Origin of the sequence: Dactylosporangium sp. CA-092794, assembly GCF_050948465.1 — a bacterium.
Taxonomy (GTDB): domain Bacteria; phylum Actinomycetota; class Actinomycetes; order Mycobacteriales; family Micromonosporaceae; genus Dactylosporangium.
This window is the reverse complement of sequence record NZ_CP192044.1, coordinates 251474-272822: the sequence shown is the minus strand read 5'-3', so window position 1 is coordinate 272822 and position 21349 is coordinate 251474. Positions and strand designations below refer to the sequence as shown.

The 21349-nt window shown below is 72.3% G+C and carries 14 protein-coding genes; 5 read left to right on the top strand and 9 right to left on the bottom strand.

What is annotated here, in order from left to right:
* Window positions 1-109: 109 nt before the first annotated feature.
* On the top strand, window positions 110-2074 hold the full coding sequence (gene acs, locus ACQPXD_RS01170; protein WP_432833913.1) for an acetate--CoA ligase: 1965 nt from the start codon (window positions 110-112) through the stop codon (window positions 2072-2074).
* Between the two features lie 901 nt (window positions 2075-2975).
* Here the strand turns inward: acs and ACQPXD_RS01165 are convergent.
* The 3 genes from ACQPXD_RS01165 to ACQPXD_RS01155 form a co-directional block, all read right to left on the bottom strand.
* A complete protein-coding gene (locus tag ACQPXD_RS01165) occupies window positions 2976-4349 on the bottom strand; it encodes a DUF1501 domain-containing protein (RefSeq protein WP_432833912.1) in 1374 nt (457 codons plus the stop codon).
* Window positions 4350-4372: 23 nt separating this feature from the next.
* The gene (locus ACQPXD_RS01160) at window positions 4373-6331 is read right to left on the bottom strand and encodes a DUF1800 domain-containing protein (protein ID WP_432833910.1); all 1959 of its coding nucleotides are present in this window, start codon (window positions 6329-6331) and stop codon (window positions 4373-4375) included.
* 245 nt (window positions 6332-6576) lie between these two features.
* Complete coding sequence (locus ACQPXD_RS01155; protein ID WP_432833908.1) at window positions 6577-7665, bottom strand: C45 family autoproteolytic acyltransferase/hydolase; 1089 nt, start codon at window positions 7663-7665, stop codon at window positions 6577-6579.
* A gap of 61 nt (window positions 7666-7726) precedes the next feature.
* Between ACQPXD_RS01155 and ACQPXD_RS01150 the strand changes: the two genes are divergently transcribed.
* Window positions 7727-8650, top strand: coding sequence for an alpha/beta fold hydrolase (locus tag ACQPXD_RS01150; protein ID WP_432833906.1), 924 nt, complete (start codon window positions 7727-7729; stop codon window positions 8648-8650).
* Between the two features lie 155 nt (window positions 8651-8805).
* Here ACQPXD_RS01150 and ACQPXD_RS01145 read toward each other — a convergent pair whose 3' ends face one another.
* Both ACQPXD_RS01145 and ACQPXD_RS01140 read right to left on the bottom strand, forming a co-directional pair.
* The gene (locus ACQPXD_RS01145; RefSeq protein WP_432833904.1) at window positions 8806-9171 is read right to left on the bottom strand and encodes a hypothetical protein; all 366 of its coding nucleotides are present in this window, start codon (window positions 9169-9171) and stop codon (window positions 8806-8808) included.
* Complete coding sequence (locus ACQPXD_RS01140; RefSeq protein WP_432833902.1) at window positions 9168-13613, bottom strand: SseB family protein; 4446 nt, start codon at window positions 13611-13613, stop codon at window positions 9168-9170. The genes ACQPXD_RS01145 and ACQPXD_RS01140 overlap by 4 nt, the downstream gene beginning before the upstream one ends.
* Window positions 13614-13823: 210 nt before the next feature.
* On the opposite strand from ACQPXD_RS01140, the gene mycP reads away from it, so the two are divergent.
* Entirely contained in the window at window positions 13824-15059 is a 1236-nt protein-coding gene (gene mycP / locus ACQPXD_RS01135) for a type VII secretion-associated serine protease mycosin (RefSeq protein ID WP_432833900.1), read from the top strand.
* Between the two features lie 315 nt (window positions 15060-15374).
* On the opposite strand, the gene ACQPXD_RS01130 is transcribed toward mycP, so the two are convergent.
* Entirely contained in the window at window positions 15375-15680 is a 306-nt protein-coding gene (locus ACQPXD_RS01130) for a WXG100 family type VII secretion target (protein WP_432833898.1), read from the bottom strand.
* A 14-nt stretch (window positions 15681-15694) separates the two neighbouring features.
* Window positions 15695-16018: a WXG100 family type VII secretion target gene (locus tag ACQPXD_RS01125; protein ID WP_432833896.1), complete on the bottom strand. Its 324-nt coding sequence runs from the start codon at window positions 16016-16018 to the stop codon at window positions 15695-15697.
* Between the two features lie 138 nt (window positions 16019-16156).
* Here ACQPXD_RS01125 and ACQPXD_RS01120 point away from each other — a divergent pair, with 138 nt between their 5' ends.
* Window positions 16157-16954: a DNA adenine methylase gene (locus ACQPXD_RS01120; RefSeq protein ID WP_432833894.1), complete on the top strand. Its 798-nt coding sequence runs from the start codon at window positions 16157-16159 to the stop codon at window positions 16952-16954.
* 7 nt (window positions 16955-16961) lie between these two features.
* On the opposite strand, the gene eccB is transcribed toward ACQPXD_RS01120, so the two are convergent.
* A complete protein-coding gene (gene eccB / locus ACQPXD_RS01115; protein WP_432833892.1) occupies window positions 16962-18308 on the bottom strand; it encodes a type VII secretion protein EccB in 1347 nt (448 codons plus the stop codon).
* Window positions 18309-18376: 68 nt separating this feature from the next.
* Between eccB and eccE the strand changes: the two genes are divergently transcribed.
* On the top strand, window positions 18377-20365 hold the full coding sequence (gene eccE, locus ACQPXD_RS01110; RefSeq protein ID WP_432833890.1) for a type VII secretion protein EccE: 1989 nt from the start codon (window positions 18377-18379) through the stop codon (window positions 20363-20365).
* 42 nt (window positions 20366-20407) lie between these two features.
* Here the strand turns inward: eccE and ACQPXD_RS01105 are convergent, their stop codons facing one another.
* Entirely contained in the window at window positions 20408-20929 is a 522-nt protein-coding gene (locus ACQPXD_RS01105) for a hypothetical protein (RefSeq protein ID WP_432833888.1), read from the bottom strand.
* Window positions 20930-21349 lie beyond the last annotated feature (420 nt).

Sequence of the window (21349 nt, the reverse complement as noted above, 5' to 3'; positions counted from 1 at the left end):
ATCGTGCCACTACTGTGAAGAAGGTTTAGAGAAAAGCCCGCTTCTTTTCTGTCGTACCCCCGAACTAGCCTGCTTGCGAGAGCTGGACCGCAGCGAGGAGCCATCACCGATGAGCGAAACCTTGGAAAACCTTCTCAACGAGACACGGCAGTTCCCCCCGCCTGCCGATTTCGCCGCCGCCGCCAACCTCACCGAGGGGGCCTACGCCGAGGCCCGGGCGGACCGTCTCGCGTTCTGGGAGCAGCAGGCACACCGGCTGAGCTGGGCCAAGGAGTGGGATCAGGTGCTCGACTGGTCCAATCCGCCGTTCGCGAAGTGGTTCGTGGGCGGGCAGCTGAATGTGGCGTACAACTGCCTCGACCGCCACATCGAGGCCGGCCGCGGCGCCAAGGTCGCGATCCACTTCGAGGGCGAGCCCGGTGACACCCGCACGATCACCTATGCCGACCTGCACCGCCTGGTCTGCCAGGCCGCCAACGCGCTGACCGACCTGGGCGTCACCGCCGGCGACCGGGTCGCGATCTACCTGCCGATGATCCCCGAGGCCGCGGTCGCCATGCTGGCCTGCGCGCGCATCGGCGCCACGCACTCCGTCGTCTTTGGCGGCTTCTCCGCCGACGCGCTCGGCGGCCGCATCGACGACGCGAGCGCCAAGCTGGTCATCACCGCCGACGGCGGCTTCCGCCGGGGCAAGCCCAGCGGGCTCAAGTCGATCGTCGACGAGGCCGTGGCCAAGACGCCCAGCGTGCAGAAGGTGCTGGTCGTGCGCCGCACCGGGCAGGACGTCGAGTGGGACGCCGAGCGCGACCTGTGGTGGCACGAGACCGTGGAGACCGCCTCCCCAGAGCACGCCGCGCAGGCCTTCGACGCCGAGCACCCGCTGTTCATCCTCTACACGTCGGGCACGACGGCCAAGCCCAAGGGCATCCTGCACACCACGGGCGGCTACCTGACCCAGGCGAGCTTCACCCACCACGCCGTGTTCGACCTCAAGCCCGACACGGATGTCTACTGGTGCACCGCGGACATCGGCTGGGTCACCGGCCACAGCTACATCGTCTACGGCCCGCTGTCCAACGGCGCCACCCAGGTCATGTATGAGGGCACGCCCGACACCCCGCACCGCGGCCGGTTCTGGGAGATCGTGCAGAAGTATCAGGTCACGATCCTCTACACGGCGCCGACCGCGATCCGCACCTTCATGAAGTGGGGCGACGACATCCCGGCCGGGTTCGACCTGTCCTCGCTGCGCCTGCTCGGCTCGGTCGGCGAGCCGATCAACCCCGAGGCCTGGATGTGGTATCGCGAACACATCGGCGGCGACCGCTGCCCCATCGTCGACACGTGGTGGCAGACCGAGACCGGCGCGATCATGATCTCCCCGCTGCCCGGCGTGACCGCGACCAAGCCCGGCAGCGCCATGCGCCCCCTGCCCGGCATCTCCGCCGACGTCGTCGACGACCAGGGCGAGTCGGTGCCCAACGGCGGCGGCGGTTACCTGGTCCTGCGCGAGCCGTGGCCGTCGATGCTGCGCACCATCTGGGGCGACGACCAGCGCTTCAAGGAGACCTACTGGTCGCGCTTCGACAGCATGTATTTCGCCGGCGACGGTGCCAAGAAGGACACCGACGGCGACCTGTGGCTGCTCGGCCGCGTCGACGACGTGATGCTCGTCTCCGGCCACAACATCTCCACCACGGAGGTCGAGTCGGCCCTGGTCAGCCACCCGAAGGTGGCCGAGGCCGCGGTCGTGGGCGCCACCGACCCGACCACCGGCCAGGCGATCGTGGCCTTCACCATCCCGCGCGGCGGCGTCGACACCGACGGCGACGCGGGCGAGGCCCTGATCCATGAGCTGCGCAACCACGTCGCCAAGACCCTGGGCCCGATCGCCAAGCCCCGCCAGATCATGCTCGTCCCGGAGCTGCCGAAAACCCGCTCGGGCAAGATCATGCGCCGCCTCCTGCGCGACGTCGCCGAGAACCGCAGCCTGGGCGACGTGACCACGCTCCAGGACTCGACGGTGATGGACCTCATCGCCTCGGGCCTGCAGTCCGGCAAGTCCGAGGACTGACCTTCACGACCGCCGGCCCGGCCACCCGGCCGGGCCAGCGGCGAGACGACCTCCGCCGGTCCGGGGGCCGACCCTCCGGGCCGGGCCGGGCCGAGCCAGGCCGGGCCGAGCCAGGCCGGGCCGAGCCAGGCCGGGCCGAGCCAGGCCGGGGGTCCGGGTGCGGGCGGCCCCCAAGCCGGGCCGGGGGCGGAGAGGCGGCACGCCAGCCGAGGCCCGGAGAGACAGCCCTCAGCGGTCGAGAGCGCAGCTGGCGTGGGGCCCGCCAGGACCTACCGCGAGGACCGCAGACACCGCCAACCGCCGCGGCTCCCGGTCACCGAGCGCCTGAGAGCCCCAGGCCGCGCCGCTCGGCGCGCGACGCTGATGCCGTGGGTGTCAACCGTCACGCGCCGCCAAACCGCAGTCACCGCCGTGTCGGCGACGCTGGCCGCACCACCGCGCCCCCGGCGGCGCCGCCCCGGGCCCTGCCACCCGACGCGCGCGTCCCAAGATCCCGCGGCCATCAGCGCGGCCCCGGATCCCGCGGCCGTCAGCTCGGGCCCAGATCCGCGGCCAGCAAGCATCGCGCTCCACCCGGCCAGCGCTGGCGGTCGGCGGGCTGGCGATGGCACTAGGCTCGGCGGCCATAAGTCTCCGTGATCATGGTCGACTCGTTAGTGGCACCGCGTGATTTTCATGATCACGGAGGGGTTGTGTACCTATGAGTACGCTTTCTCTCCTAGATCATGAAAAACACGCGTTTGCGACGAGGCTCCTGCATGATCGTGGAGACTTACGGTCGCAGGGGCGGTGGGCGCCAAGCGATCGAAGTGGCGCAAATCTGGCTAAAGCGGCAGGAGTGCGGCTAGGAGAAGGGCGGCCCCCGGGACCGAGGCCGCCCTTCGGGAACGCGTAGGTGGGGCTACGCGTAGATCTTGACCGGGGTGTAGGTCTGGCGCGGGAAGATCTGGCCGACCTCGGCGTCCGTCAGGCCGAAGCGGCCCTGGGCCACCGAGCCGAACACCGAGAACATGTTGTTCATCTCCGGCAGGTCGCCGTTGACCAGGGTGTCCAGGCCGTTCCAGGTGCCCAGGAGCTTGCCGGCCAGCTTCTTGCCGGACAGGACGACCACGCCGCCGCCGTGGCCGTGGTCGGTGCCGCCGCCGTTCTCGGCGACACGGCGGCCGAACTCGCTGGAGACCATGACGGTGACGTTGCCGGCTAGGTCGGGGCCGAGGTCGTCGAAGAACGCCGCCATGCCCGCGGCCAGCTCGGCGAAGTGCTGGGCCAGGTATCCGCCGCGGGTGCCCTGGTTCTCGTGGGTGTCCCAGCCGCCCATGCCGATCGTGGCGATGCGCACGTTCGCGCCGCCCTTGATGAGCTGGGCCAGCTCGCGGAAGGCGTTGCCCACGCCGGTGTACTTGGCGTTGTTCGCCGGGGTGTACCCCTGCTGCGCGAGCTTGCTGGCCAGCGTCAGCGCGTCGATGCCCGCCTTGACCGGGGCCTCGATCGGGTGGTTGATCCCGGTGAAGAGGGCCTTGATCGCGTCGACCGTCGGCTGGCGGTACTTGCCGTCGCCGTTGACGTTGAGCGACGCCACGCTGTTGAGCGCGAGTGCGCCGCCCCCGCCGACCAGCGAGCGCGGCAGGGTCGAGCCGATGCCGACCGCGCGGAAGGCGGTGCCGGGGCCGAGCTTGTCGGCCAGGTTCGTGAGCCAGCCCATGCCGCCGGTCTCGGCCGGCAGGCCGCCGAGCTGGCAGACGTCCTGGGCGGCGAAGTGGCTGCGGTCGAGGCGCCGGTCGCTCACCGCCGGGATGAACGCCAGCTGCCCGGCGTCCAGGTACTTCTTGAGCGGCGCGAACGACTCGTTGAGGCCGAAGCCGCGCTCGAGCGGGATCGAGGTGTTCGTCGGCAGCGTGAAGCTGGGCCGGATCCGGTTGAGTACCGCATCGTCCATCGGCGCGAACAGGGAGAGCCCGTCGGCGCCGCCGTAGAGGAAGACGTGGATCAGGGTGCCGGTCGGGGTGGCCGCGAAGGACGCGTGCGTGGTCAGGAACTGGCTGGTGGCGAGCGCCGTCGTGGTGGCCGCGGCGCCGACGAAGAAGCGGCGGCGGGTCACGCCGCGCCCCTCGTCCTGCGCGTCCTCCTGGCGCGACAGGTCGAGGTACCGATCCCGGACGTCCTTCTGCTCCTCCTGCACCGCCGCCGCCTCGGCGCGCAGCGCGGCCTCGAACCGGTTCGGGCCGAGCCGCAGCAGGTCCGGGCACTCCGGGTGGAGCGACTTGCGCTTCCGCACTGGCTTCTCCATGGTTGTGCCGCCTACCGCAGGTGGTGGTGGGGAGTGGCGAAGATCGCGCGCACGACCGCCGCGATGCCGCCGTTGAATGTGGCGTCCACCGGGGTGCTCGCGGTCATCGTCGGGCTGACGATGTGCAGGATCGCGGTCTTGCGATCGTTGTCCAGGGTCACGTTGATGAGCTTCTTGGTGAGCGCGTCGAGGTAGGCGCCCGCGGTCGCCGGCGGGTTGGCGATGAGCGCCTCGGGCTTGGTCCAGGTGAACTGGCGGCGCCCGCCGGTGATCGCGGTGTAGGCGTCGTTCCACTGGTTGACCATGGTCCCGGCGGAGGTCCAGGCGACGTACACGTCCGCGTACCCGTTCGGCGTCGGCAGCTCCATCGGCGCGTGCCCGAACTCCTCCAGCTTGCGCATGATCTCGCCGAGGCCCTGGACCATCGGGCTCACGTTCGTGTTGTTCGAGGTGAACCCGGCCGGCGCGTCGGCGCCGATGTCCAGGGCCCGGTAGGTGGCGGTGAGGTACTCGCCGGGCCGGCGCACCTTCTGCCCCACCGAGGCCCAGAACTCGGTCCGGCTGAGCATGGTCATGAGCACCGCCGGAATGTTGCTCTGCTTGTCCAGATACGTCTTGGCCATGGCGTCGACGAGCGTCTTCGGCGGCACGTCGGAGACGAACCGGGTCGCCAGGTTCTGCGCCATGTAGCGGGCGGTGTTCGGGTGCAGCGCGAGGTACCGGAAGTACGCCTCCTGCACCGCCTCGCCGCCGGCCGCGTCGCCGTTGGGGTGCGAGAAGCCCATGATCTTCACTGGGCCGACGTAGTGCTGCTCGGGCCGGTATACGTACTGGTTGTCGCGGATGCTGCGGCCGGTCTGCAGCATGGCGGCCTGGCGTACGTCGGTCTCGTTGTAGCCGTTGAACGCGCCGACCGTGTAGAGCTCCAGGTTCTCCCGGGCCAGGTTCTCGTTGATCCGGTCCTTGGTGGAGTCCTGCTGGTCGAGGTAGCGCAGCAGCGCCGGGTGCTTGTTCGCGGCGACGAACATGTCGACGTAGTTGCCCAGCGCGTACTTGCGGATGACGTCGCGCTCGAACGCGGCCCGGGTCAGCTCGTTGCCGTCGTGGAACGCGGCCACGTGCAGGTAGTCGCCGAAGAAGTCGACCATCATCTCGAAGAGCTGCCGGTCGGAGAACAGCTGTTTGGCGATGGCGTACTTCACGTTCTGGTCGTCGGCGTGGACGCCCTTCTTGTCGAGGTCGTCGCGCTGGGCCTTCAACTGCTCGTACGACATGTTCCACGTGACGAGCTCGGCGTCGGCCTTCTGCTCGCCGCGGGTCAGCGGGATGGTCTCCGGCTTGAGCTGCTTGTCGATCCAGCCGTTGACGCCCAGCTTGTTGATGTCGGCGATGACCTTGGCGTTCGGCCCGAACGTGAGCCGGCTGGCGAGGTGGCGGACCGGGTCCTGCTTCGGCAGCACAGTGCTGGCGGTCACGACCGCGTTCTTGGCGGCGTCGGCGGGTGTGCCGAAGGAGGACCCGGTGGTCGGGGTGTTCTTGCGGATGCCCAGGCCGGCCTGGCCGTTCATCAGGCTCTGGTTCTGGTCGACGTAGGCGGGCGGGGCGGTGTCGGCGGGCGACTCGGCGGCGTCGGGGGTCCCGCCGGTCGGGTGCGTGCCGGCGCCGAAGAACTGGGTGACCGCATACGCGCCGCCGCCGATGAGGGCGGCCGCTCCGCCGCCGATGGCGATCATCGCCGTCCGGCGGCGCCAGCTCGACGGCGCGTCGTCGTAGTCGTCGTCCTCGTCCAGGTCGGGCAGCGGTCCGCGGCCGCGGCCGCCCGGCATCACGCTCGGGTCGTAGAAGTGCGGGCCGGAGCCACCCCGATCGGCGGGCATCGAGCCGTAGGCCGGCCGGCCGTAACGACCGGTCTGGTCCGCGTAGCCGGCCTCGTAGTACGAGTCGACGTACGGGTCGTAACGCTCGTTCATCTACAGGTCCCGATCAGGCGTGTGGGGCGCGCGTGTTGTTAGCGGAAGGTAGTGGCTGGTCAGAAGCCGCTCAACCCACGACTGAAGCGCCCTGATCGGGACTTAAGGCAGCGCCGGTGACGCAAGGTCACCGGCGGCCCGAATCTCGTCCTTGAGCTGTACAAACACGCCTACCGAGGGACAGGTGGGCCGGACATCAGCACAGAGACATTTAAGCCTGCGCTGCATCTCCCCCAACGTCCTATTTATACCGTTTTACCGAGCCAGACGTCGTGGTACGCGCCGGCCGTGCACGGCGGCCCGGCGGCGATCGACATGCGCCGTTCGTCGAGATCGAGCACGAGCGAGCAGAGCGTCTCGCTGCGGTCGGCCTGGGCGAGCCCGGGCTCGTCGTGCCGGCAGATCGACTGCGGGTGGCCGCCGTGGTCGCGCAGCACCGCCCGCACCCGGTCCTCGCCGATCGGCCCGGCGCCGAGCAGCCGGCGCGCCCGCGCGGCGCGGAAGAACGACGAGCCGCCGATGGCCTTGAGCGTGTCGTGGGCGGACAGCGCCGTCTCGAAGTGGTTGGTGTGCGTGAGCACGCCGTCGACGGGGTGCAGGAATCCGACGTCGCCGGGCGCCACCTCGAGATCGATCGCCTCTCCCGGAGTACCCCCGGGAAAAGACTGACCCACGAGGAGGTTGATGCTCGCGCCACGCGGCGTCGCGCAGACGGCCTTGATCGCCGCGGCGAGGTGTCGCGCCTCCAGCGCGGCGCGCAGGAGCACGTGGTAGGGCGCGCCGCCGTCGGGGCGGTCGAGCCTGGTGCCCAGCATGTTGACGCAGACGCCCAGGCCGGCGTCGTTGAGCCCGGCCTTGGCCAGCATGCCGGCCTCGGTGAGGGCGACCACCTGCCGGCCGAGCTCGTCGGTGGTGGCCAGCAGCAGCGCGAACGGCCGCTGGTCGGGATGCCAGTCCCAGTTTTGCGCGAGCAGGGTGTGGCCGCTCGCGCTGCGCTCGCCAAGCACCCCGATCGCCGTGCACTCGTGCGGCTCGGCGGTGTAGATCAGCTCGGTGCGGCCGTTGAGCGCATATATCTCCTCGACCGGGACGCCGGAGCCCTCGGCTACGCCGTCGAGCATAGCCGCGACCCGCGGCGCGTGGCGGTGCGAGGCCGCCCGGAACAGCGCACCGTAACCGTGCACGCGCTCTGCGTCGAGGCCCGCAGAAGTGGAGAACCGGGCCATATAGTTCGCGGTGTTCGCGGCGATGAGGTCGGCGGCCGCGATACCGTACGCGATGCCACACTCACGGGGCGTGCCAGATACGGAGATCATCGGTAGCGGCAGGTCCATACGGAGAAAGCTATCGCCTCAGTCGGGGTGTTTTCGACCCACTTGGCCCTACGCTGACGGCATGAACCCCCCGGTAGACGACAGTTGCGTCATGATCGACGGGCCGTGGTCGCACCGTTTCGTCAGCGCGAACGGAACGCGCTTCCACGTGGTGGAGGCGGGCACCGGGCCTCTGGTGCTGTTCCTGCACGGCTTTCCGGAGTTCTGGTACGCCTGGCACAACCAACTTCCGGCGCTGGCCGGTGCGGGATTCCGGGCCGTCGCCGTGGACCTGCGCGGCTACGGCGCGAGCGACAAGCCGCCGCGCGGCTACGACGGCTACACGATGGCCGGCGACGCGGCCGGCCTGATCCGCGCGCTGGGCGAGCGCAGCGCGATCCTGGTCGGCGGCGGCTACGGCGGCATGATCGGCTGGGCCACCGCCGCTTTCCACCCGAAGATGGTGCGCGCGCTGGTCACGATGGGCGCCGCACACCCACTGCGGCTGCGCGCCGGACTGATCTCGGACCCACGCGGCCAGCTGGCCGCGGCCAAGCCGGTGCTGCGCTTCCAGGTGCCGCGCTTCGAGCACGTGCTGACCAGGAACGACGCCGCCCTGGTGGGATATTACCTGCGCCGCTGGGGCGCCCCGGACTGGATCACGCGCGAGGAATACCGCGACTACGAAGCGTGCTGCCGGGCGGCGATGCGCATCCCGCAGGCGTCGTTCTGCGCGATGGAGACCTACCGGTGGGCGGTCCGCTCGGCGCTGCGCCTGCAGGGGTACCGCTTCGTGAAACATCTGCAACAGCCCGTGACCGCCCCCACGCTGCAACTGCACGGCGCGCTCGACCCGGCGGTCCTGCCACGGACCGCGCAAGGCTCGGGACGCTACGTGACGGGCGAATATGAGTGGCGCCTGCTGCCCAACGCCGCGCACTTCCCGCACCTCGAACAGCCCGAGGTGGTCAGCGGGGAGATCATCAGATGGGCCAAAACCGGATAAATCATTGACTCCGGTCCGTGCGACTGACGACCGTTGCTCCCGTCAGACAACGGACCCGGCCTGCCCTGAACGGGCGGCCGGGCCCTGCCAGGTCCGCGGTGCCAAGAACCAACAGCACGCCGGGTTGCGCATCGCAGCCGCAGCGGCCGGCGCGCCTACACCCGATGTTCGCGCAGCTCGCTGACCTCGGCTCGCGGCGCCCAGCCCTGGTACACGCCGTAGTCGAACTCCTCGAGGCCGAGCTCGGCGGCGACCGGCGCGCGACCGCCCGTGTACTCGACGCGCAGCCAGCCGTCGTGCTCGCCGAGCACGATGAACGGCTGCTCCCGCCAGAAGCAGGTGGTCCGCACGTAGACCAGGTCATCGACGTCGTTGCGGTGCACGATCCGGCGGTACCGGCCGGGCCGGACCTCCTCGAAGCCGTCGCTCGCGTCCGGCCGGTAGAGGCGCACGTCGTCGCCGTCGGGGCTGGCCTCGTACTCCGCGCCCCGCCACCGGGCCGCGTAGCCGTCGCGGATCACGAGCCGACCTTGCGCCAGGTCGGCCCGTCGGCGTCGAGCCGGGCGATGAGCTCCTGCCGGCCGTCCCGGCGCATCCGCCACAGCTCGGAGTCGTGGGGCAGCCGCGCGCTGTCGACCTTGAACTCGGCGATCACGTCGCCGGTCTCGCTCGGCGCGAAGCCGTTGCCGCGGAACGGCGGACGCTCGATGACCCAGCCCTCCATGGCGCGCATCGCCTCGTGCGACGGCCCGCCGTAGGGAATCCGGTAGAGGTCGCCGCGGTAGGCGATCCAGCGCAGCACGTACGCCTCCTCGGCGTCCGGCTTGAACGACGAGCCCGCGTAGCCGAGCCCGAGCGCGTTGTACAGCTGCTCCGGCGTGTGCAGGTGGGCCACCTCGTGGGCCCGGTGGACGAACCCGGACACCCGGTCGTAGTTGCGCTCCAGGTAGTGCGACAGCTGCTCCGGCGACACCGGCTTCTGCATGACTTGCTGCCGCCCGGACTCCGGCGGCGCGTACGAGGGCCGGGGCGCCGGCTGCGGCTCCGGCTTGACGGCCTCGACCGGCTGGTCGTCCGGGTCGTCGACGCCGAGCCCGAGCTCCGTCGCCCAGGTCGCCAGCTGCACGACCTCCGTCCCCGGAAGTACCGCCCCGGCCGGCGACTCGGGATTGATCGCGAACGCCAGCTGGTCGCCCGGCGGCCAGTGCCGGATCAGTCGGGAGAATTTGATCCAGCTGCCCGACGCGTCCGGCCCGAGCCGCTGCGCCAGGAGCTCCTGCGACGTAAACACCACGAGGTGCGGCAGCCCGTTCATGTGCTCGGTGCGCCAGTTCGCCGGATCGACCGGTCCGTCGCCGGTCCAGAACGGGACCAGCACCTTGGCCAGCAGCAGCGTCGAGAGGAACCGGTCGGTGCTGTTGCCCTGCACCGCCTCGTACAGATCCCGCTCGACCGTGTTCGCCGGCCGGAAGTCGGGGTCGACCACCTTGACCGGCGGGGCCGGGGCCGCGACCACCTCAGCGTCGACGATCTCCCCGCGTGGGCGCACCGGCGCGTCGTCGACGATCTCCGGCTCGTACACCGGCTCATGCGTGGGCTCGCGGCTCGGCTCGACGTGGTAGGTGGTCGGCGCCGACTGCTCCTGGCTCTCGTACGACCACGTGAACGCCGGCTCGGCCTCGCCCGGCGCGGGGACCGGCACCTCGGCCGCGGCGGCCTGGAAGTCCGGCCGCTCGGCCGCGCCGTCCTCGAAGAACGACCGCAGCCCCGGCGACGGCTCCTCGGCCGAGCGCCCGCCGTCGCGGGCCAGCCCCGGCAGGAAGAACGACCCGGTGTTCTCCTTCTCGTCCCGCTCCGCCGCCGGCTGCTCGTCGTGCCCGACGCCGTCGGCGAACACGTCAGCACCGGAGGCGAACGACAACTGCCCCGGCTCCGGCTCGTCACCGTCGGGCTCGGACCGCAGGTCGGCCAGCGCCGCATACGGATCACGAATCGGCGCCTCGTCCGAATCGGCATGCGAGTCGGCGAACGCGTTGAACGGCTGCTGTTCCTCCTGCTGGCCGCCGAAGAACGACCGCGGCTCCTCCGGCTGCGCCGGGGAGTCGTCGTCGAAGAACGACCGCGGCGGTTCGGCCGTCTCCGGGAAGAACGACGACTGAACCTCGGCCCGCCCGCTGAAGAACCCGGACGGCTCCGGCACCACCGGCGGCTCCGGCACAGCGACCGGCTCCGGCGCGGGCTCGCTGACCAGATCACGCTCGGCCGGCTCCGCCGTCGCATCCAGATGGCGCTCGAACGGCCGCAGCCCCGCATACGGATCGCGATCGGCCGCCTGGGGCTCCGCGTACGGATCGCGATCGACCGATTGCAGCGCCGCATACGGATCGCGATCGGCCGCCTGCGGCTCCGTATACGGATCGCGATCGACCGATTGCAGCGCCGCATACGGATCACGGTCGGCCGGCCTCGGCGCCGCGCCCAGATCGGACCCACCCAGATCGGACCCGCTCAGATCCGACCCGCTCAGATCGGGCTCGTCGGCGAAGAACGGATGCTCGTCGAGATCGGACCGCCCAAACCCGGCGCTGCGCGCCCCGGCGGCCACGTCCCCGAACGGCGCACCGCCCGCCGGGCCCTCGTCCTCCATTGCCTCGCTCGCCGGGCTCACCGGCGCGTCGGCCAACCCGGCCCACCGCGACTGAATCGGCTGCGTGTCCTCGCTCGGCGCCCCGGACGTGAACCCCCGCCGCACCGGGTCCTCGCCCCGATACGACTCACCGAACGACGGCCGCGGCGGCAGCACCTCACCCTGATACGGCTCACCCGACGTGGGTCGCTGCGGCAGCGACTCACCGCCGCGATACGGCTCACCCGACGTGGGTCGCTGCGGCAACGTCTCACCGCCGCGATACGGCTCACCCGACGTGGGTCGCTGCGGCAACGTCTCACCGCCGCGATACGGCTCACCCGACGTCGGCCGTTGTGGCAGCGTTTCGCCGCCGCGATACGGCTCGCCCGACGTGGGTCGCTGCGGCAACGTCTCACCACCGCGATACGGCTCACCCGACGTCGGGCGCTGCGGCAGCGACTCACCGCCGCGATACGGCGCCGGCTCCCCGTCGCCCGGCCTCGAACCGGGCTGGTAGGCGGCCGGCGGCTGATATGCGCTCGGCGGCTGATAGGCCGCGGGCGGCTGGTAGGCCGCCGGGGGCTCGGCCTGCGGCTGGCGGGTCGGCAGCGGCGACCCGGACGCCGGCAGGTGCGGCGGCGGCTGCCAGGCGGCCGGAATGACCGGATCCGCATGCTCCGTGAATACTTCGCCCAGGCTGCGCGCCGGCTCCCGCCGCGGCCACCGCCGCGGATCGGCGGCCCCAGCCTCAGCAGCCTCAGCGCCGAATCCCTGCTCCGAGCCGCCGACCGGCCGCGACGGCAGCCCTTCGCCTGGCCGCGACGGCAGCCCTTCGCCTGGCCGCGACGACAAGCCCTCGGAAGGGCGCGACGACAAGCCCTCGCTCGGCCGCGAGGACAAGGCCTCGGACGGGCGTGACGGAAGCCCCTCGCTCGGCCGCGACAGCATCTCGCTCGGCCGCGTCGACAACCCCTCGGAGGGCCGCTGCGACAGCCCGGAGGCACCGCCCGCCGGGCGCTGGGGCAGCCCGGAAGCAGCGCCCGCCGGGCGCTGAGGCAGCCCGGAGTCGCCACCGTAGGGCCGCGGCGGCACGCCCGGCTCGCTCCCGCCCACGGGCCGCGTCGGCAGTCCGGACGCGCCCCCTACGGGCCGCGAAGGCAGGCCGGACGTCGCTCCCGGGGCCCGCGACGGCAGGCCCGGCTCGCTCCCGCCGGCCGGCGGGTAGCCCGGGGTGCCGTTCTGCGGCCGGGTCGGCAGGTCCCCGCGCGATCCCGGCTCCCGGTCCAGGCCGGAGAACAGCTCCCGCTCACCGGGCACGTCGAGCGACCGCCGGTCGAACTCGTCGAACAGTCCACGCCCGGCGGCGCCGGGGAAGGCGGCCCGCCCGCGCACCGCGCCGCCCCCGGAGGTCGGCGCGCCGGAGGTGGGCTTCCCGCCCTCGCCGCCGGCGCTGGGCGCCGACCCGGAATACGGCGGAGTTGCCTGATAACCGGGGGTGGGCTTCCCGCCCTCGCCGCCGCTGGGCGCCGGGCCGGAATGCGGCGGCGGCGCCTGATAAGCGGACCGACCCATGGTCGACTCGAACCGAATCGGGCGATCCGCGCGAGTCGGCAGGAAAGCCCCAGGGGGCGCCACGTCGGGCGGCGGCACGTCACGCCGCGGCGGCAGCGGCCCCGGCCGACCCGGGGACGGCGCGCCGGACGACGGCGGCAGGGACGACGGCGGCACGGGCGGTGCCGGGGCCGCGGGAGGCACGGACGGCGGGGCGGCGGCCGGCGGCGGGACGCTCGGGGGCGGCGGCGCGAACCCGCCCTGGCTCTCCCGCATCCGCTGGCGCTCGATCGGCGTGGGGGCGGGCTGGTTCGGCACGCTCCGCAGCGGTACCTGTGCGGTCGCCCGCGTCCGGGACGCCTGCTCGATGCGCGCCCGCGCCCCCAGGGTGCGGCCGGGCAGGCGCACGTCACCGCGGCTGATCTGCGTCACGAACCACGACGGCAGGTAGCCCTCGATCGGCAGGCCGGGGTTGACCGCCAGCCACCACTCGACGTTGGGCCAGATCCCGGCAAGATCATGGAACGGCACCCGGCGATGGGTGCCCGGGTGGCCCGCGAGGCACTCGTGCAGCGCCGCCGCCGACGTGAACGCCAGCACGTGCGTGCGCCCGTCGGTGGTCCAGGTCCCCCAGCCGCCCTCGCCGCTGGAGGGGTTGTCGGGCGCGACCGGCAGCAGGACGTCGGCGCGCGCCAGGATGCGGAAGTACTGCTCCTGGTCGTTCGCGCGCAGCGCGTCACGCATGGCGACCTCGGCCTCGGTGGCCGGCTCCCACTCGCTCAACGGCCACCCCCTCTTCGGGCTCGCAAACCGCCGCGTCGCCGAAACCTAACCTATACGGCCAGGACAATTCGAGGGGTGCGACGCGGGCAAGCGCTCGGGCCAGCATAGCGATCCAAGCCGCGACCCTCACAGCGCTGTCTCATACGCGGCACCCGTCCGGACTGCTCGACGGGGCAACCCATCGATATCTGACCACATAGCATATGGGCCATGTCGCGCAGGTACGCGATGTCCATTTTGGGGGTTTTGCTGGGCCTCTCGGCGGGTCTGGCCGCTGGCCCGGCCGCCGCCAGGGCGCCCGCGACCTGCCCCGGACCTTCCCGCGCCCCCGTCCGCGCCCCCTCCGGCGTGCCGTGGCCCCAGCAGCGGTACGACCAAAATCGGCTGAACGCCCTGGCCGACGGCCACGGCATCGTGGTGGCGGTGATCGACTCGGGTGTGGACGGCCGGAACGCCCAGCTGCAGGGCGCCGTGCTGGCCGGCCCCGACCAGCTCGACGCGGGCGGCTCGGCCCTGGACTGCGTCGGCCACGGCACCGGGGTGGCCGGCATCATCGCCGCCCGCCCGACCTCCGGATCACCCTTCCGGGGCCTGGCCCCGGCCGCCACGATCCTGACCCTGCGCGTCAGCGAACTAACGGAGAGCGACGACGGCACGTCATCGGCTCGCCGTGGCACCCCGACCGGCCTGGCGACCGCCATCCGCGACGCGGTCGCGCGAGGCGCCCGAGTGATCAACCTCTCCCTGGTGACCTACCGCGACGACCCCGTGGTCCGCGACGCCGTCCGCTATGCCCTGGACCACGACGTGGTCCTGGTGGCCGCCGTCGGCAACGGCGCCGAGCAGGGCAACAAGACCCCCTACCCGGCCGCCTACGACGGCGTGGTGGGCGTCGGCGCGATCGCCCCCGACGGCCAGCGAGTGCCGAGTTCCCAAACCGGCTCGTACGTCGACCTGGTAGCCCCCGGCACCCAAATTGTGACAACCGCAACACCGGACGGCTGGACGATCATGGACGGCACGAGCTTCGCGGCCCCGTTCGTGTCGGCCACCGCCGCTCTCCTGCGCCAGTACCGCCCCGACCTCACCGCCGCCCAGGTAGCGACCCAGTTGACCGCCACCGCCGACGGCGGCCATGCCGGCCCCGGCTACGGCGCCGGCGTGCTCAACCCCTACCGCGCCCTCACCGAACGCATCGACGCCTCCCCCGCACCCGCGGCGCAGCCCCTGGCCCAAGCCGCCCACGACACCGGGGCACCCGAGCAGGGGTCCGCCCGCCGCCGCACGATCACGCTGGCCCTGTCAACCCTGGCCGCGATGACCGTCGCCCTCGTGATCGCAACGACGCTCCCCCACGGCCGCCGCCGGCGATGGCGCCCCGGCCTGCTCCGCCTCCCCCAACCCACAACGCCGAACCCAGAACCGCCCGCACTACCATACGACTAAACGGACATTTTGGTAGTCGTTCTACGAATCGGGGAAGCGAGCTTTAGCGGCGCAATGGGCCGGGCAACGTAATCGCCCGACGCCGGGTGTGTTCCGGTGACGGACGGCCCAGCGGACAGCGGCTGGGGGCGCAAGCTATCTCGCGCGTAGAAGCATTGTTGTCGCTGAGATGGCGGCGTCCCGAGAAAGCTGCGGATCACCGCGAACCAGGCTCCGTGGCTGCGTTTGACGCCCGGCGCTTTCCCCCAAACGGACACAGCGGCGCGCTCTCCCCGGGGGCGGTCCGGGGAAAGCGCGCCACGCGCGGTGAACGACTCAGGCGCCGCTCCCACCCGGGAACAGATGCGTATTGCGCTGCTCGGTCTCCAGATATCGCCGCATCGACTCGTCAACGCCCACCTTGATGTCGCGCAGCACCTGGGCCAGATCGACCCCGGCGCGCTCCCAGTTGGCCTGCCGAATTGCATAGGCATCGCGGGCGTCGCCCTGCCAGCCCGCGGTCAGCCGCTTGCCCAGCTGGGAGACCTCGTCGAGCCGGGAGTGCAGCGTGTTGAGCGCGGACTGAATGGAGTGGCTCGCGTGCTCCAGCGCGCCGAAGTCAACGACCAGCGTGTCGTCCATGAGATTTCCTTCGGTCAGCCGAGCGCGGTCAGGTCGGTGCGGCCGACGCGGCGAATCGCGCCCGCCGCTTCGGTGTCCGTGGCGTCGTAGTTTCGGCCCGCTGTGCGGATGCCCTCGGCCGTCTCCAGCAGATTTCGGTTGAGCACTTCCTGATCGCTGTGGAAGGCGACCTTCACCGCCTCGAATGACCGCCCGCCGGCACCCTGCCAGCCCGCGCGCGTGACTTCCAATTCCCGCATCAGCGTGTTGAGCATGCCTTGCAGTTCTCCGTTGACCTGCTCGAACCGCTGAGCCGCCGAATTGAGCTCGGCCTGCTGGGCCTGCGTCGTCTGAGCCACTGGCGATCACCCCCGTTTCTCGATAGTGGACGTTGGAGCGCGGTGCGTCTCGACCGTATAGGCCGCGGACGATCGGGCACCAGACTGGATGTCGCCCTGTGGATAACTTCCGGCATTTCGGCCCTTAAGATGTCGGGCATGGCGGAGGTCCGGTCGTTCATCAAGTGGGCCGGCGGCAAGACCCGCTCCGCCGCGCAGCTGGTGGCCGCGGCCCCGCCGTATACCGGCCGCTACTGGGAACCGTTCATGGGCAGCGCCGCCGTCTTCTTCGAGCTGCGCCCGGCCAAGGCCGTGCTGTCCGACGCCAACCCGGAGCTCGTCGCCTGCTTCCAGGCGGTCGCCGCCGAGCCGGAGGCGGTGATGGCGCACCTGGACGCCATGCCGAACACGCCCGAGCGGTTCGAGCTCGTGCGCCGCCAGGACCCGGCCACGCTCGGCACCATCGAGCGGGCCGCGCGGGTGATCTACCTGAACAAGACGGCCTTCCGCGGCCTGTGGCGGGTCAACCGTCACGGCCGGTTCAACGTGCCCTACGGAGCGTACGACAGGCCGTACTATCGCCGCGAAACACTGCTCGAGGCCTCCACCGCCCTCGCCGGCGTCGACCTGCGGCAATGCGACTTCGCCGATGCACTGCGCGAGGCGGGGGCCGGCGACTGGGTGTTCCTCGATCCGCCCTATCTGCCGGAGGGCGGCTTCGCCGATTTCAAGCGGTACACCCCAGGTCAGTTCCGTGACACCGACCACGAACGGCTGGCGGCCGAGATGCACGCCGCCTCCGCCCGCGGCGTGCTGCTGACGCTCACGAACAGCGACACCGAGGCGACCCGGCGCATCTACGCCGGCTTCCGTACCACCCGGATGGCGACCCGCCGCGACATCAACCTCCGCGCCGCCGCCCGCGCCAGCGTCGACCTGGTGATCACCAACTACTGAATCCGAACTACGGAGCGACCTGCACCGCGGCGGCCGGATCGAGCGCCGGCCCGGCGGGCAGCAGCGCCACCACCTGGCTGGGCACGGCGACGAGCGGCCGACCGGCATACCCGAGCGCACCGAGTGCGTCGGGGACGGGCACGGCGTGCCGCCGGCCGAGGTCGGTGACCAGCTCGACCACGCCCGTCTCGGTGCGGACCAGGGCACCCGACCCGGGCGGTATGACGATCCGGTCCGCCAGCACGGCACCGTCCGCCGTGGCCGAGGCGGTCCGCAACGCCCGCGAGAGCTCGGGTAGGTGTGCGCCGACCGTGATGGCACCGGCGGTACACACCTCGTGCGGACGGCTGTCGTCAAGCTCCGGTGGCGCGGCGGGCAGCGCGCCGTCTCCGCCGGGATCGGGTGCGAACGGTTGGACCGGCCGGCCCTTCACCAGCGCCGAGAACTCGGCCGCGCTGAGCGGCACCAGCTGCCCGCCGCCCTGCACGCTCGCCGTTCCCGGCGCGGCCAGCAGCAGCGCGGCCTGCAGCGGCGTCACCGAGGCAAGGCCGTTCGCGGTGAGCAGAAAGGCGTCGGTGCGGGCGCCGGTCGTCACGCCGTACAGCTCCCCGATCTTGCCGCCCGGCACCGCCTTGCCGCGATCCGGCACGGCCGGCGTGACCAGGTCGGTGCCCGAGGGGATCGCGTGCAGCAGCGCCTGCGAGACCGCGACCTGAGGGCGCGCCGACCACACCAGGGCCGGCAGCGCCGCGCCCGGCTCGCGAATGAGATGTTTGTGCCCACGCCAGAGCAGATAGGTCTGCGGCCCCGGTCCGTTGACCAGGAGACCCTTTTCTGCCAATGGGGTACCGTCCGCAGGCCCGCCGCCAACGAAGAGTACCGATCCATCCGAAATTGAGCAGACCGTCCACGCCCCGGTGCGCAGACTGCCGGCGGCCGGCAGCGAGGCGGGGGCGCCCGGAATGCCGAGCGCCTCGCCCCGGGGCGCCCCGGCCAGCGCCGAGCGGGAGACGACCACGGTCGGCGCGCCGGGCGAGTTCACGACGAGCAGGGCGGATGCCTGGTTCAGTACCGGATGCAGCACCTCGTCGCGGTAGACGAACAGCGCTCCGGACTCCCGCTCGACGATGACCGCCTTGTCGTTGCGCCATTTGCCAGAACTCCCGGGGCGCAGCACCGCGAGCGCCCCCGCGCCGCCCACCCCGAGCGCCGCCAGCAGCACCCCGACCAGCGTCGCCCCGGCGACCCGCCGGAACGGCGGCTGAGCGGGGTCGGTCTCGCGCATCACGAGGGCGGCGACGACCCGTTGGACCATGAACTGGTACGACTGCAGCTGATCCTGCCGCGACGCCATCGGCCCCCCAAAATATGTCGTACCGGCGCCATACGATAAGCCCCGTCATTCCATCGGCGGGGGGCGATATGAGGGCGCGGACGCGAATCGTCCTGGTCCAGACCGCGATCGTGCTCGCGGTCGCGGCCTGGGCCACCGGCTCGGCGTGGGCGTTCGCCGCCCTGCCCTTGGCCGCGCTGGCCTTGGTCCTCGCCGTGGCCCAGGTCCGGCACCGGTCACTGGCCCGCTGGCTCGCCGACGGCGCGACCTACCTGGCCCGCCGCCGCATCCTGTCCCTCAATGCCGGCCCAGCCGGCCTGCTGGCTCTGGTCCGCCCGGGCGCGTCGACGTCGACGCTGGAGATCGACGACGCCGACGTGGGCGTCCTCGAGGACACCGACGGCCTGACCGCGATCGTCCGCGTCGGCGACCCGTCCAAGCTCCTCGGCACCGCGTCGCCACCGCTGCCCCCGCTGAGCGCCCTGCTCCCGGCCCCGGCCCGCGACGTCCCGGAGGTCCGGGTCCAGCTCCTGGTCACCGCCGCCAGTCCGCCGTCACGGTCGCCGACCCCGTCCGCCACGTCGTATCGCCAGCTGACCGACGGCCGCATCCTGGCCCACCAGCGCGTTCTGGTCGCCGTCAGGGTCCGCCGCGCGGGCGGATACCAGCGCCCCGACCTGGAGCAGTCCCTGACCGTCGCGGTCCGCCGTGCCTGTCGCGTGCTGACCAAGGCCGGGCTGCCGGCCCGTCCGCTCTCGGCCGCCTCCGCACTGGCGGCGATCGCCGAGGCGGCCCACCACGACCCGTCCCAGCCGCTCGAGGAGACCTGGACGGCCCTCCGCGCCGGCGGCCTGCATCAGGCGACGTTCCGCCTGCGCCGCTGGCCGGACGACGGCCCGCCGATGAGCCGGTTGCTCAACCTGCCCACGACGGCGACCACGGTCTCCCTGACCGCCGCCCAGCCCACCGCTTCCACCCGCACCCAGTCCGCCGCGCCCGCCGGTGCCCAGCCAGCGCCCAGCCGCGCCACACACGGCACCGCGGCCGCCGCAACCAGGGAGCCGACGGACAGGCCACCGGCACGGGCGGGTAGGGCCGCGGTCCAGATGGGCGGGGCTCCGAAGCCGGCGGGCACGGAAGTTGAGCCGACGGGCGGCGACGTGGTGCGAGCGGGCGGCGACGTGGTGCGGGCGGAGCTCGTGGTTCGGCTGGCGGCTCCGTCGGCGGCGGCGCTCGCTCAGGCCACGACGGCGTTGCAGGAGCTGTTCGACGGCCTTGGGGCGCAAGTGACCCGGCTCGACGGCGCGCAGCTCGACGGGTTGGCCGCCACGCTTCCGCTCGGTGGGGGCGCACCCGGTGCCGACGCGATGCTCGCCGGGCTGGTGGAGGGCCATGACGGGCTGGTCATCGGCGGGGGCAGTCCGGCCGCCGTGGGCGCGCCGCGCCTGGCCGCGATCGAGCCGGCCGTCGGCGGCGAGGGGCTGATGCTGGGAGTGAACCGGCACGGCGGCCCGGTCGTGGTCCGGCTGTTCCGGCCGACGCCGACCCGCGCGGCCCTGATCGGCGGGTTGCGCTGCGCCCAGCTCGTGATTGTGCGCGCGCTGGCCACGGGCGCCCACGTCGCGGTGCAGTCGGCCCGGCCGCAGGCGTGGGAGCCGTTCCAGCGGGGAGTGGGGTATGCCGAGCCACTGACGGTGCTGCCCCCCGGCCGTCTCGGCGATCCGCCGCCACCCAGCGCCACGCGCCCGCAACTGCTGGTGCTGGACGTCGGTCCGACGCCGGCCCGGGCCAACCCGATCCCGGAGTCGGCCTGGCGCACGGTGCTCCACATCCGCGACGACCTCACCAGCGCCGACACCGACCTGCTGGCCCGCTCCGACCTGGCCCTGCTGCAGCCGCTGAGCCCGCACGAGGCCGCCCTGGCCGGCGACGCCCTGGGCCTGGGCTCCGCCCGCCGCTCGCTGAGCCGAATCTCCGGCGAAATGCTCGGCATCGTGATCAACCGACGAACCGTCCGCTGGGCCCACATGTCCGCAACGCCAATCGAACACCAGCTAATCGGCAAGCCGTCCCGCTGACACCGGTGGTTGTGCCCCGAATCCGACGACGGAAGTCCGAACCTAACCGAGCCCGCGCCGCGAAGGGAGGCCGACCCTAGCCGAGAACGAAGCCAACGCCGCGCCACCGGCCGAGCCGGCATCCAGCCGGGAGGGCACGGCACCGAGCCGGGAGGGCACCCAGCCGAGAGCAAAGCCGACGCGCAGCCGCAGGCAAAGCCAGCGCGCAGCCGCAGGCAAAGCCAGCGCGCAGCCGCAGGCAAAGCCAGCGCGCAGCCGCAGGCAAAGCCAGCGCGCAGCCGCAGGCAAAGCCAGCGCGCAGCCGCAGGCAAAGCCAGCGCGCAGCCGCAGGCAAAGCCAGCGCGCAGCCGCAGGCAAAGCCGGCGCGCAGCCGCAGGCAAAGCCAGCGCGCAGCCGCAGGCAAAGCCAGCGCGCAGCCGCAGGCAAAGCCAGCGCGCAGCCGCAGGCAAAGCCAGCGCGCAGCCGCAGGCAAAGCCAGCGCGCAGCCGCAGGCAAAGCCAGCGCGCAGCCGCAGGCAAAGCCAGCGCGCAGCCGCAGGCAAAGCCAGCGCGCAGCCGCAGGCAAGGCTAGGGCCCAGCCGGAACGCAGCCGTGGGCAAGGCCGGGGCTGGCCTCGAAGCGAAGCCGCCGCCCGGCCGTGGCCGGGACCACCGCAGCCGCGGTGCTCCACCCGCCGCCGAGTTGGCCGGCCAGCAGCCACCGTGCCACGCCGCACCAGCCGTGGCTTGCGCTGCCCGCGAGGCCGGGACCACCGCTGCCGTGGTGCGGCCGCGGTGCTCCACCTGCGGCAGGGGGCCCGGCCCCCTGCGGCCGGGGGCCCGGTCCGCAGCCGCCGTGCCACCCCGCACCCCCGCATCCGCAGCGGTCAGCGGTCAGCGGTCAGCGGTCAGCGGTCAGCGGTCAGCGGTCAGCGGTCAGCGTCACCCGGGCGCCGGCACTACCAGCGCCGCCGTGCCCGCCGACCGCCGCCGTGCCCGCCGGCGGA